This window comes from Bifidobacterium thermacidophilum subsp. thermacidophilum DSM 15837 (genome assembly GCF_000426425.1).
GTDB lineage: Bacteria > Actinomycetota > Actinomycetes > Actinomycetales > Bifidobacteriaceae > Bifidobacterium > Bifidobacterium thermacidophilum.
In genome coordinates, this window is sequence record NZ_AUFI01000007.1 from 179,534 (window position 1) to 194,115 (window position 14,582).

General features: G+C 61.7%; 9 protein-coding genes. 3 read left to right on the top strand and 6 right to left on the bottom strand.

What is annotated here, in order from left to right:
* Positions 1–137: 137 nt before the first annotated feature.
* On the bottom strand, positions 138–1,508 hold the full coding sequence (locus K315_RS0103185) for a GH1 family beta-glucosidase (protein ID WP_029576154.1): 1,371 nt from the start codon (positions 1,506–1,508) through the stop codon (positions 138–140).
* A 191-nt stretch (positions 1,509–1,699) separates the two neighbouring features.
* Between K315_RS0103185 and K315_RS0103190 the strand changes: the two genes are divergently transcribed.
* From K315_RS0103190 to K315_RS0103200, 3 genes are all read left to right on the top strand, one after another.
* On the top strand, positions 1,700–2,761 hold the full coding sequence (locus K315_RS0103190; protein WP_029576155.1) for a GDSL-type esterase/lipase family protein: 1,062 nt from the start codon (positions 1,700–1,702) through the stop codon (positions 2,759–2,761).
* 1 nt (position 2,762) lies between these two features.
* A complete protein-coding gene (locus tag K315_RS0103195) occupies positions 2,763–4,637 on the top strand; it encodes a sialate O-acetylesterase (RefSeq protein ID WP_029576156.1) in 1,875 nt (624 codons plus the stop codon).
* 135 nt (positions 4,638–4,772) lie between these two features.
* Entirely contained in the window at positions 4,773–5,546 is a 774-nt protein-coding gene (locus tag K315_RS0103200) for an SGNH/GDSL hydrolase family protein (RefSeq protein WP_081666372.1), read from the top strand.
* 127 nt (positions 5,547–5,673) lie between these two features.
* On the opposite strand, the gene ilvC is transcribed toward K315_RS0103200, so the two are convergent.
* The 5 genes from ilvC to K315_RS10155 all read right to left on the bottom strand — a co-directional run bounded on the left by ilvC (position 5,674) and on the right by K315_RS10155 (position 14,222).
* The gene (gene ilvC, locus K315_RS0103205) at positions 5,674–6,726 is read right to left on the bottom strand and encodes a ketol-acid reductoisomerase (RefSeq protein ID WP_029576158.1); all 1,053 of its coding nucleotides are present in this window, start codon (positions 6,724–6,726) and stop codon (positions 5,674–5,676) included.
* 494 nt (positions 6,727–7,220) lie between these two features.
* The gene (locus K315_RS0103210) at positions 7,221–8,576 is read right to left on the bottom strand and encodes an MFS transporter (protein WP_029576159.1); all 1,356 of its coding nucleotides are present in this window, start codon (positions 8,574–8,576) and stop codon (positions 7,221–7,223) included.
* 1,822 nt (positions 8,577–10,398) lie between these two features.
* Complete coding sequence (locus K315_RS0103215) at positions 10,399–12,003, bottom strand: MFS transporter (RefSeq protein ID WP_029576160.1); 1,605 nt, start codon at positions 12,001–12,003, stop codon at positions 10,399–10,401.
* A gap of 85 nt (positions 12,004–12,088) precedes the next feature.
* On the bottom strand, positions 12,089–13,600 hold the full coding sequence (gtfA, locus tag K315_RS0103220) for a sucrose phosphorylase (RefSeq protein ID WP_029576161.1): 1,512 nt from the start codon (positions 13,598–13,600) through the stop codon (positions 12,089–12,091).
* Positions 13,601–13,784: 184 nt separating this feature from the next.
* Positions 13,785–14,222, bottom strand: coding sequence for a DUF1653 domain-containing protein (locus K315_RS10155; RefSeq protein WP_081666384.1), 438 nt, complete (start codon positions 14,220–14,222; stop codon positions 13,785–13,787).
* Positions 14,223–14,582 lie beyond the last annotated feature (360 nt).

Here is a 14,582-nt window from a genome sequence, read left to right on the forward strand (position 1 = left end):
AAGCAAAGCAGCTAGGCACTAACAACAAGTGCACAATACGACGGATTGGGGGCGGCCGCGCGACCAATGCGCGTCACCGCCCCCAATCCGTCTGCTATCCGGCACGCCGTAACCTACGGCGCGCCGGCACGACCAGGTTATGCCTCCGGAAGCTCGCGGTCAGCAATCACCCTGCGGTACCATGCGAAGCTGTCCTTGGGTACGCGACGGCAATCCTCGTCGTAATCGACACGCACGATGCCGAAGCGCTTCGAATAGCCGTACGCCCACTCAAAGTTGTCCATCAGCGACCACAGGAAATACCCCTCCACCGGCACGCCGGCGCTGATCGCCTTGCCGACAGCCGCAAGATGACGCCGCAGATAGTCGATACGGTTGGCGTCGTGCACGGCGAAGGTGCCATCGGCTTCCTGGGTTTCGACATCGTCGCACGCCTCACCGTTCTCCGTGACGACCAGCGGGACCGACGGGTAGTCATTGTGCACGCGAACCAGCAGGTCGGTCAGCCCCTCGGGGTCGATATTCCAACCCATCGCAGTGTGCTCGCCGGGCGTCGGCAACCAGTCGACGTTCTCGCAGCACGGCCACGCGGTCGCGCCCGTGTCGGTGTGCGGGGCCTTGGCGAGGGCGACAAGGCCGGTGCTGTAGTAGTTCACGCCCAGCAGGTCGATCGGCTGGTTGATGAGCTTCAGGTCGCCGTCTCGCACGAAGCTCCAGTCGCACGCCTTGCGCGTTACGTCAAACAGTTCCGCCGGGTAGTAGCCGCGCAGCATCGGGTCAAGCCACACGCGGTTGCCGATCAGATCGGTACGGTGCACGGCGTCGGCGTCGCCGCGGTTGAATTGCAGGTTCAAGGTGACGGAGACATTGCTGGCAGTGCCGACTTCCGATCGAACCGCCTGTGCCATAAGGCCGTGCGCAAGGTTGAGGTGGTGGACGGTCGGAAAGCAGCCGGCGCCAAGGCCGAGACCCGGCGCATGCTCGGTGGCGCCATAGCTCAGGTAGGAGGAGCACCACGGTTCGTTGAGCGTCGTGTAAACGTCCACGCGGTCGCCGAGCCGCCGTGCGACGATTCGCGCATAATCCGCCATTCGATAGACGGTGTCGCGGTTCAGCCAGCCGCCCTGTTCGCCCATGTACTGCGGCAGATCCCAATGGTAGAGGGTGACGACAGGCCGAATGCCACGGTCGCGCAGCGCGTCAATGATGCGCTCGTAGTGGTCGAGACCGGCCTCGTTCGACTTGCCGTCGGGCGTTGGGATGACTCGCGGCACCCCGATGGACAGACGGTAGGCGTCGACGCCGAGGTCCACGAGCAGGTTGAGGTCGTCTTCCCAGCGCTTATAGGAATCGCAGGCGATGTCGCCGGTGTCGCTATTGACGGTTTTCCCCGGCGTATGGCTGTAGACATCCCAGATGGACGGCGTGCGGCCATCAGCCTTCGGCGAGCCTTCGATCTGGTATGCGGCGGTCGCGGTGCCGAATACGAAATGTCGTGGTACGTGCATATGAGGCCTTTCTCGCTATGCCAGGTGATGGCGTGTCTTTTTAGCCACGCATAGTTGCATCTGCCGACATTCCGCGCTACCATTCTGAAACGGTTAAGCACGATGGTAGCACGATGCGCCGGCAACGACACCGGAGTCAACAGCGGCGGTGAAGCCACCGAAACCCGTACCACGGAAGGAAGAAGAGGACCATGTCTCGCATCATCTCACCCCATGACCCCGCGCTGCGCGTCATGGGACGTATCGATGACGGCAATCCGGACCGTCCCGTCTGGGTATTCCCGTACACGCAGATGAGTTTCCGATTCACCGGGACCACGCTCAGCCTTACCGTGATCAACCATCATGACTATGGGGACAGCAGAATCGGCGTCATTATCGACGGCACCCCATATTGCATCCGCATACCTATCGACAGCCGTCCCGTCACACTCACCCTGGCCAGCCATCTGCCTGACATCGAACACGAGGCGACCATCTACAAGCGGCAGGATGGCGAGCACTATTTGGAACTGCTTTGGCTCGCCATCGACGATTCCGCAGAAATACAGCCGCCCAGTGTTCCCGAACCGGCACGACGCATCGAAATCTACGGTGATTCAGTATCTGCGGGGGAACGCGATGAAGCGGTTCTGTACGCGGGCGCCTGCGACCCTGATGTGGACTTAAGCCCCTACAGCAACTCATGGCTGTCCTACGGTGCCATAGCCGCACGCAAACTCGGTGCCCAACTGCACGACATCGCCCAAGGGGGCGCGTCACTACTCGACGGAATTGGCTGGTTCCACGCGCCGAACTACATCGGTATGGAAAGCATCTGGGACCGCATCGAATACAATCCGTCGCTCGGCCCGACACGGCAATGGGATTTCTCCCGCTACACCCCGCACGTCGTCATCGTCGCCATCGGGCAGAATGACTCGCATCCAAACGATTTCATGGCGCAAGAGTACGACGGCGACGCCGCACGCCACTGGCGGGCACGATACGCCGATTTCCTCCGCGCTCTGCGCGGCCACTATCCGAAGGCGCTGATTATCTGCACAACCACCGTGCTCAAGCATGATCCAAGCTGGGATCACGCGATTGACGAGACAGTCAACACCGTCGACGACCCGAATATCGTTCATTTCCTGTACTCGCGAAACGGTTCAGCGACACCCGGGCATCCGCGCGTCCAAGAGCATGAGGAAATGGCCAACGAATTGGTCGGCTTCATTCGCAGCCACGGCGACGACATCTGGAGCGACTGACATGAGCGCACACATCGTAACCGGACCGGCGCCGGGAACCACCGCCCCGGCGCACACCGTGACAGGGCCAGCACCCGGCTCAGATGCCGGCCGAGCCGCAGACAACCGTTCGATCGGCAAGCCTCAGGGAACAGCCGATTTCAACGTGGCGGCCATCTTCTCGCACCACATGGTGATGCAACGGCACCGGCCCATCCCCGTATTCGGTCACGGCAAGCCGGGCACGCGCATCCACGCGAGGCTGTTCGAGGCAGCATCGGCGGCGAGCGGCGGCCCGAAAACGTTTGCAGAGGTTGATGGCACCATCCGCCCGGACGGCTCGTGGCGAATCACGTTGCCCCCGCAGGAAGCGGGCGGCCCATTCACGCTCGAACTCACCGCCTCGAACGGGATCCAACTGGTCTTCCATGACGTGATGATCGGCGAAGTCTGGCTCGCAAGCGGGCAGAGCAACATGGAATTCGAACTGCACAGCACCCGCGAGGCGGCCCAGGCCATCGCGCAATCCGCCGACCCGCTGCTGCGCTTCTACAACACCCCGAAAAGCGGCGACGTCGGCGACGAGCTGTTCGACGCCGAACGCAGATCCACGTGGCAGGCGTGCGCGCCCGACACCACCGGGACCATGAGCGCCATCGCCTACTATTTCGCCGCCAAGTTGCGCCGGCAATTCGGCGACACCGTGCCGATTGGCATCATCGACTGCTACATCGGCGGCACATCGATCACCTGCTGGATGGATGAGGCGACTGTTGAATCCGGCGATGCCGGACGGCCGTATTGGCAACGCTACCAGCAGGCGCTGGCCGGGCATACCGAACAGGACTTCCACGACATGACGCTCGCGTGGAAAACCAGGTTCGACCATTGGAACGCGCAGATCGAGGCCGCACGAGCCGCGAACCCGAACGTCAGCTGGGACGAGCTCAATGCGAACTACGGCGAATGCCCCTGGCCGCCGCCGGTCACCCCGCATTCGCAGTACCGGCCGACCGGGGCCTTCACCGCGATGGTCGCACGCGTCGCGCCGTACGCGGTGCGTGGCGTCCTGTGGTATCAGGGCGAAGAGGATGCACCGCATAGTGCGTCTTACGCGACGCTGTTGCGGCAGATGATCGACTTGTGGCGTCAGATGTGGCGCATCGGCGGGAATACCGTGCATGGCGTTTCCGGGTATGCGGCGCATTGCGCCGAGCTGCCGTTCATCATCATCCAGCTCCCGCAATGGATTGACCGTGCGACCGCCGAAGCGCACGCCGACCCGCTTGACTGGCCGGTGATCCGCGAAACCCAATGGGATGCGGCGCGCGACATTCCCGATGTCACGACCGTGTGCACCATCGACTGCGGCGAATACGACAACATCCACCCGTACGACAAGCGCACCGTGGGCGAGCGCACAGCCGCCATGGCGCTGCACACGATGTACGGGCACCGCGACATCGCCGCTTGGGGGCCCGAACCCGTGGAAATCCTGCTGGAAAGCGGACCCTCCCATGCGGCCCCCGGGGATGGCGCAGTCGACGGGGCGGCGGTGCTCGTACGGTATCGCCATGCCGACGGGCTGCGCTTCGACGGCACCGTACCCGGCACCGGGAACACCGGCGGGCTGGATGCGCTGTCCCGGATTGCCGGACAATCCGGGTTCGAGCTTGCCGGCGAGGACGGTGTCTTCCATGACGCTGCCGCGGACATCGTATATGGGTCCAAGGCCGGCGGCGACAATCGCGGCAGCGGCGCGATTCGCGTGTCCTGTCCCGAGATATCCCGGCCGACAGCCATCCGGTACGCCTGGCGAAGTTGGGGGCCTGCACCCGTGCACAACGCTGACGGGCTGCCCGCCATCCCCTTCCGCAGCGACGTACCGCAATCCTAGACTTGGCGCGTTCGGAGGTTGTTCCCCTTATCCTCCGGGCGCGTCAACCTCATTTTCACGACATGCAACGGAGCATCGGAAGGCGTGGCCAATTCCAAGGGTCGTGACCTTCCACTCGCGTAGGATGAAACGCATATGACTACCAAGACAACACCAGCAACACCAGCATCAGCGGCACAAGTGCAAGCGGGGCACGCAACGCAACCATCGCAGGCGATCATCACGTATCCTGCCGAACTGCACCCGGGGACCGACGGACAGCCAGGCAACGCGACCGCCTATGATTTCAGCGCAATCAAGCCGATTCCGGCGCCGCCCTGGGCGGGCAAGACATTGGGGATCCTCGGGTCATCGGTGGCTTACGGGGCGTGTTCGCTGGCCGACGGACCGGGCGAGTATATCGCACGGCGGCTGGATATGCGCCTGGCCAAGGAAGCCGTAAGCGGCACCACGCTCGCCGACCTCGATGACGGTTCCTACGTGCACCGGCTGGATACCCGGCTTCCCGCGAGCCTGCCGATTGACCTGTTCATCTGCCAGCTATCCACCAACGACGCCTCGCATGACGTGCCGCTGGGAGATGCCGGCGAAACCGACACGCATACCGTGGCCGGCGCGCTGAATCATATCGTCGCGATGGTCCGCGGACGCTGGGACTGCCCGCTCGTGTTCTTCACGGGCGCGCGATTCGACAGCCCGCGGTATCAGGCGATGGTGGATTTGCTGTTCGATATTCAGCGGATTCATGGCTTCGGCATTATCGATTTGTGGCATGATGCCGCGTGGAATGCGATTCCCGACGACCGCCGCGCGCTGTACATGCACGATCCAGTGCACCCGACCAAGGCCGGATACCGCGACTGGTGGGGCCCCGAGATGGTCCGTCAGCTGCTCGATCTCATGCGCTGAGACAAGCAGCCAAGCAATCATACGAAGAGACCGCCGGCCGGACGAACCGGACGACGGTCTCTTTCAAACGCTATGCGGAACCTCGGCTAGCCGGCCACTGGCTCAGCCGCCAAAGCGCCGCCCGCAATCACTGCACCTGGGTACGAGCGATCTTGCCGTTGAAGGACTCGGTCATATCAGTGTCAGCATCCTTCTGGTTGTTCCACGAGAACATAGCGCGCAGCTTCGGGCCAACGGTCTCGAGGTGCGGGTGGGAGTACTCCTCCTGCAGCTTCTTGAACTTCGGGGCGCCAGCAGCCTGGTCATCCATGAACTCCTTGGCGAAGGAGCCGTCCTGGATGCGCTTGAGCTGATACTCCATGCGCTTCTTGGTCTCCTCGTTGATCACGGTGGAGGTGTAGTCGCCGTACTGAGCGGTGTCAGAGCAGGACCAACGAGCCTTGTTCAGGCCACCCTCGTTAGCCAGGTCGACGAGCATCTTCAGCTCGTGGAACACCTCGAAGTAGGCGATCTCCGGCTGATAGCCAGCCTCGGTCAGCACGTCGAAGCCCATGTCGCACAGGTGGTTGATGCCGCCCATGAGGACATCCTGCTCGCCGAACAGATCGGTCTCGGTCTCTTCCTTGAAGGTGGTCTTGATGGCGCCGGCGCGCAGAGCACCGAGAGCCTTCGCGTAAGCCAGGGTGATGTCCCAGCCGTCGCCGCGAGGATCCTGCTCGACAGCCACAACCACCGGGACGCCACGGCCGTTGGCGTACTCACGACGCACAATGTGGCCCGGGCCCTTCGGGGCGACCATGAACACCGGGTGATCCTCGGTCGGCTTGATGTACCCGTAGTGGATGTTGAAGCCGTGAGCGAAGGCCAGAGCAGCGCCCGGCTTCAGGTTCGGCTCAACCTGCTCCTTGTAGACCTGAGCCTGGTACTGATCAGGCAGCAGGATCATGACGATATCGGCTTCGGCGACCGCTTCCGGCACGGACTTGACCTCGAGGCCCTGCTCCTTGGCGTAATCCACGGACTTGGAGGTCGGGCGCAGGCCGACGACGACGTCAACGCCGGAATCGCGCAGGTTCAGCGCATGGGCATGGCCCTGGGAGCCGTAACCGAGAATGGCGACCTTCTTGCCATTGAGCACGGAGAGATCCGCATCCTTCTCATACCAGATAGTTGCTGCCATATGTAGCACTCCTTGTTTTGGGAAAATCCCTTGCCGGCTTGATACCGGCACTTTGCTTGTAACTTCTGCAAAAAGGATTTTGTCCTTGATTGATGCCCATCATACTAGAACCGGCGTCCTGTATCGAACGCGTTCCACTAGTTGAACATCTCGGCAAAACTTTTTTCGTAAGCCATCAAGCACATGGGTAGTTGGTCTCCGGACCGTAGTGCGGAACCGGGACGCGGCGGGCGGAAAACCAACCGCCACGCCTCGGAATCGCGCCAAAATCCAAAGTGGAATCGATATTCAGTTATGTCGTCTTCAGTTATGTCGTTATGTACTTACGTGTTCAGTTATTTGTGGTCAGATATCAATATTCAGATATCTCAGGTATTGACTGCGGACAGACGCCGAAGCGTGCAACCTGCGACGACGCCCATGACGGGGAGCCGGCAATCCGCTGACCGACTGCCGAAAGCCGCGACCGCGACCGCCGGCTCCACGCGCCGACGTCACTTGGTGAAATCGGTGTCCTTCGTCTCACGGCAGCTGAGCACCGCGACCAGGCAGCACACAGCCATCACGCCGAGATACAGGCCGACCGAACGCACGCCCCAATGATGGGACAGCCAGGTGGCGATCGTCGGAACGAACGCGGCACCCACGATCGCGGCGAGATTGTAGCCGATGCCGGAACCCGAGTAGCGCACGTTCGCATCGAACAGCTCAGGCAGGAACGCGCCGATCGGGCCGAAGGCGATGCCCATCAGGGCAAAGCCGACGCACAGGAACAGCTCAACCTGGAAGAAGTTGCGGTGACCCATGAGCAGGTACGGGAACACCAGCGCGAACACCACCAGCGCAACTGAGGAGAACACGAGCACGCGACGGCGGCCGATCCGGTCCGCATACACGCAGGACAGCACGATGAATAGCGCGAACACGCAGATGGCGATCATGAGCATGAGCAGGTACTCGCGGTTCGTGAAGTCGAGGCCGCCACCGCCCTGTTCAACGGTCTTCGTGCCCCAAGCGAGCGACCAGGTGGCCAGCGTGTAGAACAGCGTGTAGGTCACAGCGACGATGAACGTGGCTTGGATCACCTGGCGCCAGCTCTTGCGGAACACCTCGGTAAGCGGGGACTTGATCACCTTGTGCTGCTGCTGGGCGAGGCGGAAGACCGGGGTCTCCTCCATCTGCACGCGCACAACGAGGCCGACGATCACCAGCACGCTCGACAGCAGGAACGGCACACGCCAGCCCCAAGAGACCATCGCGGCGTTGTCATTGAAGCTTTCCAGCAGGAAGTACGTGCCGTTCGACAGGAAGAAGCCGATCGGGGCGCCCAGCTCCGGGAAGGAACCGTACAGGGCACGCTTATCGGCGGGCGCGTTTTCGGTCGCCACCAACGCGGCGCCAGACCATTCGCCGCCCAGGCCGATGCCTTGAACAAAGCGGCACAGGCACAACAGCGCGACCGCAGCGACACCCCACATGTCATAGGTCGGCAGGCAGCCGATCAGGAAGGTTGCGGTGCCCATCGTCAGCAAGGAAACGACCAGCGTGGTCTTGCGGCCCATGCGATCGCCGAAATGGCCGAAAATCAGGGAGCCGACCGGGCGGGCGATGAACGCGATGGAGAAGGTGAGCAGCGACATCAGCAGCGCGACCGTCGGGTTGGTCGTGTCGCTGAAGAACACCTTCGGGAAATAGTTCGCAGCGGCGGTGCCGTATGCGTAGAAGTCATAGAACTCGATGGCTGTGCCGACCATGGAAGCGGCAATGACGGTGCGAACCGAATCGCGCGTCATCTGTTCCACTTTGCCGGCGGCCTGTTGAAGGCCAGTCGTCTGTTCGACTGCTGTCATGATTGCTCCTGGATTGCTCCTGGACGTGCCGACGTCACTCGCGTGCGACACGGTTCCATCTGTTTTGTTTTGAGCTGGATGCTGGTTGCGAATCTGTGGCGATCCTTGTGGGATTTGCAGTGCAACAAAAAAGCCCCGCGATGTATGCAGGGCGAATGATCTGTCCGGCCCCGCATTCGTCAGCGGGGCTCAGCATGTACCGAATCAGTCCGCCAACGAAGACGGGCTAATAATTCGTGCGGAAACTCGCAACAACAGCAGACCGTTCATCGTGGCGTCCTCCTTTCGGTTCTCTTTGGGATGTCTTCCCAACTGGCCCCTAACCATAGGAGGGTTGGACCGGTTCAAGGAAGCGATGTCCACTATGTGGACATGTCGGGAAGGCTGTAATATCAACGGGTTGAACGTTTGACTTCGATAGGTGTCAGGGTGCTGGTGGGGTGAGTGGGGTGAGTGGGGTGAAGTCGGATACAGTCGGATGCAGATGCGGATGCGGCCGAAGGTAGTAGAAACGGTCGGACACGGGAGATTGCGACGAATTGATCGGCATGGGCATAATCTCCCGGGAGAACAGTGGGGATTGAGGCAAGCCCCACAAGAACTCCCAACGGAATCGTTGGAATCATGCGGTTCGCAAAATCAGGCCGCCGGGAGTTCAACATCAAATCAACGCGAACACGATAAACTCCCGGCAGAACAGTAGGGATTGAGGCAAGCCCCACAAGAACTCCCAACGGAATCGTTGAAATCATGCGGTTCACAAAATCAGGACGCCGGGAGTTTAGCGCCAAATCGACGTAAACGCGATAAACTCCCACAACCGATTCCGCCGGCATGCGGGCGCACCGCGGATTTCCAACGCTCTCAATCAGGAGCTGATCCGCAGCAATGAACGATTGACACGCGCCTAGGGAGTTCTTCCACGCGATGAAGGAATCCGTGCAAACTCCCGCAGCGGCCAAAGCATCAACATGCTCAGACCTGATTTCGCCACGAATCGTCATAGATCGCGCCCGCCTTACAAACTGGTTACGCGGAGCCGGCCGTCAGCGTAACCAGTTTGTGTGAGGATGAACGGGACTGCCACAATTGCACGCGCCACGATATGGTTCTGCATCAGCGGCGGGTAGCGCCACAATTGCACGCCACCACGATTGGCCGTCACGCACCTGCACGACCGGCATGAGACAGGGGCAGATGCACCTGTGAATCGATTCTGCCGGCCATCAGCTCTCAATTCGCAATCTCAATATCTCAGCGAAACGTCGAAATCAGCGAGATTTTCAGAAAAAACTCTGAAAAACTCCGACGGGAACGCAAATCCGAGATTTATTGAGATTCTATGGGCCAGCCCGCACGAATGAGGCGCCATCACATCGTTGATATTCCGCGGTTCTCAAGAATCCACCATCACTGTAGCGACCCGCCAGAATCTGAAAATCTCGCGAACACATGTCCAGACGCGAGATATTCAGAACAATCTCTCAATATCTCGCGACAGAAGGGCAAATCCGAGAGTTTTTCAGACTCCAATCTGAATATCTCGCCAAATCGGAGGGGGCTGCGGTCGCAGGCGTGCCGGGATGCCTTCACCTGCACGGCCAATGCGAAAACGCAAGCGGCCGGGCACCTGTTTCGCCCCGCAATAAGGGAAACAGGCACCCGGCCGGTACATCGCACGCATCGCACGCGCTCAGGCTTTGCGAGACGGCGCAGCCACACGCGCTAGCACAAAGCGCGCTGCCCGCAACCGAATTGACGTTTAAAATCCGCCACCGTCGTCGAGCCACACGCACTTGCGGAGGGCAAGCCGCCCGCGGCGTCACTTCACTTTCTTGATGCGCATGATCAGGTAGGCGGCGATCAGCACGATCGCTATGGCCACAATGAACACCACGCGATAGGCGGATGGCGGCGTCGCAGTCACATGATGCATGCCCTTGGAAATGCTGATTATCGTCGACGTGAACACCGAACCAATCACCGTGGACAGCGTGTTCGCAAGGTTGAGGATGCCCAGATCCTTACCCGCCTCCTCCGGATTCGGCAGCACGGAGACGTTCAGCGCCTGGTCGATCGCGTTATACACGCCGTAGCCGAGGCCAGCGACCGCGGCAAACAGCAGCATGCCGGTGCGGGTCGGAATCAGCAGCGGCATGAGGATGCCGACGGCGAACAGGCAGCTGGCCAAGGCGACCGGCAGCTTGCGACGGCCGATCTTGTCGGTGATCGGGCCGGCGGTCAGCGCGGCAATCAGCGAAACCACCAGCGTGATCACGCCCATCACGGCGATCAGCGCGTTCGCGGAATCCTTCGCATGCGGCTGGCCCGCGTAGATGTAATCCTGCGAAATATAGAACAGGTAGCTGTTGATCATCCAGTAGCCGCCCATCATCAGGGTGCGGCCCACGAGCGCGAAGTAGAAATCAGGAGCGTGACGCGGCGGACGGAAGTTCATAAGCACGGACTTCGCGGTGATTTCCTCGCGCTTTTCGTTCACATTGGAGCCTTCGCGCGGCCAGATGGCGACCGTGATGATGCCGATCAACGCGAACACCGCCGCGCCGATCAGCCAGCCGAGCGTGACACCGGTGGCGCCGTTGTCGTTGAGCTTGGCGCCGACCACGTTGCCGAGCGTCTGGCCGGCGGCGATACCGGCACCGTAGAAGCCGGAAATCGTACCGCGGACCTTGTCGGGCACACGGTCGGACATAGTCGCCACGAACGGGGCGAGCATGACGTTATACCCCAGTTGGGCGCAGCACCACAGCACGAGGATCGCCGGGAAGCTGTGCTGGGCGAGGGCGATCAGGCCGACGGACAGGCCGGCGATCAGGCCGCCGAGCACAATCCACGGGCTGCGCTTACCGAACCGGCTGCGCGTCATATCGGACAGCGTGCCGAAAATCACGTTCGCCAGCAGCGCGACGATGGAACCGACCGCGTTGATGGTGCCGAGCATGGACTCCTTGGTGGCCGGATCGATGTTCTCCAGCACCTGCTGCAGGATGACCGCGCTCAAGGCGACCCACGGGATGGCGCAGGCGACGGCGCTGAGCGTGAAGCCGACGCCGAGGCGCACGATCTCGGTCTTCGACGGCCGATGCCCGTCAGCGCTGACCATCGGGTCGCGCATGTCGTTGAACGCCGAATTCGGGTCGAGCACGGCCGCATCCACGGAACTCGCCATCGCGGCGACCGGGCTGCCGCTTTCCGCGACCATACGAGTCTCCTGGACGCCTACGGATGCCGCAGAATCCTCGCTCTTCGCCTTCTTGGGCAGTGGGACAGCGAGACGGGAGACCGCCTCTTTCTGCTCCGGAGTCAGCGCCTTGTCCAAATCAGGGCGGTCATCGATACCCGGACGGACAAAACCGTTGCCGGGCTTCTGGCCGGCAGCTCCGCCGGTCTCATTGTTGTTGCTCATGGCAACCCCCTTGATGGGTATGGACGTATGCCGTGCCGCTTGGCCGACGCTCCAGCACCGGCCAAGCGGCACAGTCATTGTTGTCTCAGGCGACTGTCGGTGGAGCGGCCAGCAGGTCGTCGGTTTCATGCTCGCCAGCCGCATCCGACCAGCGCAGTGTGCACACGGAAGCCTGGTTATCAACACCCAGGCCACGTTTCGGTTCGAACGTGAGGCTCGCCGATGTGGTCTCGCCCGTCCAGCTGAAGGTCAGCGCATCGCCGTCACGGTTGAAAGCGAACTCGCCGTCGAATGCGTCAAGCTGGTTGCGCATGCGGCACAAGGCGTTGAGCGCCTTGACGACCGGACGTTCGAGATTGCGATCGATTTCCTCCACCGAATAATAGTGGCGATTGATGTCGCGGCCGACATTCGTGCGATGCAGCAGCTCCATGTCGTTCGCGCCGGCGAGCGCGCCGACATAGTACACCTGCGGCACGCCGGGCAGGAAGAACTGCACGGCACGCGCGGCGAGGTAATGCTGGTCGTTGCAGCCGAGCGCCGAATAATACGTGGAATTGACCTGATAGAGGTCGAGGTTGCTGGCGGCGGCACCGGTCGCGGCGCGGGATTCGCCGTGGGTGTTCTCGTGGATGGTTTCGACGAGCTGGTCGACCTCCTCGTCGGGTACGAGGCCCTTGAGGCTGCGATCGAGCTGGTCGGAACCGATGTCGATGACGCCGATGCCGTCATGCGTGTCGAGCACGGTGACCGCGTTGTTCGGGCGCACCTCGACCCACTTGGCGATCGGACCGGTCTTGCCGGTGGTCAGGGCGTGCAACAGCAGACCCGGAATCGCGAAATCGTAGACGCGATCGACCTTGTTGGCGATGGCGACCTGCTTCTTGTAGTAGGAGTGCACTTCGATGAGGGTTTCCAGCCCACGGGATTCGGCTTCCGCTTTGATCCGGCCGATGAGGTCGAAGGTCTTGGGGGTCATGAAGCAGCTGGTCTTGGCCTGCTTGGCACCGTAGCCTACCGCGTCGAGGCGGATGTAGCTCACGTGGCTGCGCGACAGCTGGTCGAGGATGGACAGCAGGTAATCCCAGCCTTCCTTGGAGTCGGTGTCGATATCGACCTGCTGCGGGGTGAAGGTGGTCCACACGAGACGGGTCTTGCCGCCCCACGTGTAGTGGGTGAACGGCAGGCCCGGGCGCGGACGGTAGATGCCGGCGAGGTCCTCTTCGGTGGCGCCGTCGGGGAAGACGCTCGACATGGTGAGGAACATCGGGTAGTAGGGGCTGTCTTCGCCGCGCTTCATGACGTCTTGGAATTGCTTGGATTCCCAGGACATGTGGTTGACGATGGTGTCGACCATGATGTCGTGGGTCTTGGACAGCTCGGCGATATCATCCCATGTGCCCAGACGCGGGTCGACCTTGGTGTGGTCCACCGGGTCGAAGCCGGCGTCGGCGCCGTCATAGGGGGTGAAGAACGGCAGGATGTGCACGCCTTCGTACACGCCGTCGAAACGGGTGCGCAGCACGTCGGTCAAGGACTTGATGGTGCCGTCGCCTAACCGGTCGGCATAGGTGATGAGTTGGACCTTGTTCTTCATCGACCCTCCTTTGGCGCCAAACACAGAACATTTTCAGTGTAGCGGGTTTTCGGCGGTTTTTGTTGGATTTGGCGATTCGAGTCGCCGTCCGCACAACACACGCTCGAACACGTATCGAACCGGTTCGATATTGTACACGACGGAACGCCCCGACACCATGCGACGCGCGGTCTGCGGCAGGAATTCAGCGATGATTCATGCTGGGGATATCCTCGAGTTCGAATCGGTAGCGCTGCCGGACGTCGGGATACTTCGCACGGTCGACCTCGCCGGCGAACATCTCAAGCGGGCGCACCCACAGCGAGCCATCGCCATACAGTTTGCGGTACACCACCACCGGCAGACCCGACTCGGAATCCGTGGCGAAATCCTCCACAAGGTACCGGTCGCCCTTGAAATGGCGGTAGATGCGGCCGCGGAGAATGCGACGGCCGGAGTGCGCTTGCGCGAGGGTGGGCGGGATGGTTTCGGCTGGGGTGCGGGGGGCTTGGGTATGAGTGTCCCGGCTGCCGGCGCTCTGGTTGCGGGTGTCCTGGCTGCCGGCATCTCGGCTGTTCACGTCTTGGTCGCGAGCGCCCTGGTTGTGGGCATCCCGGTCATGATTGCGCTGATTGTCGTCCATGCCTCGCATCGTACACGGGCGGGGCGGCGGAGCGACGGCCGGCATTGCGCGGGCCGCTATACGCATGATTCGGTTTCCGCACCAGCCAATCGGCAGAACCGCCGGATTCCACGACTCGTCGGCAGCGAGCGTTGCGCATCCACCCCGTTTCATGGTTACAGTTCCATACGATGAATGTTGATCATCGATGTCGCAGGCGCGGAGAAGCGAAGTGTTCAGCGCAGCAGGCACAACGCACCGGAACCGCGGAATTCCAACAGTTTGCCAGCACATGCGCTCCCGTTGCCGTGACTGCGAGCCCGGATGGCCTTCCACACCATGGATTTCGAGGACCGATTGTGCGGCCGCGGGGAGTCAGGC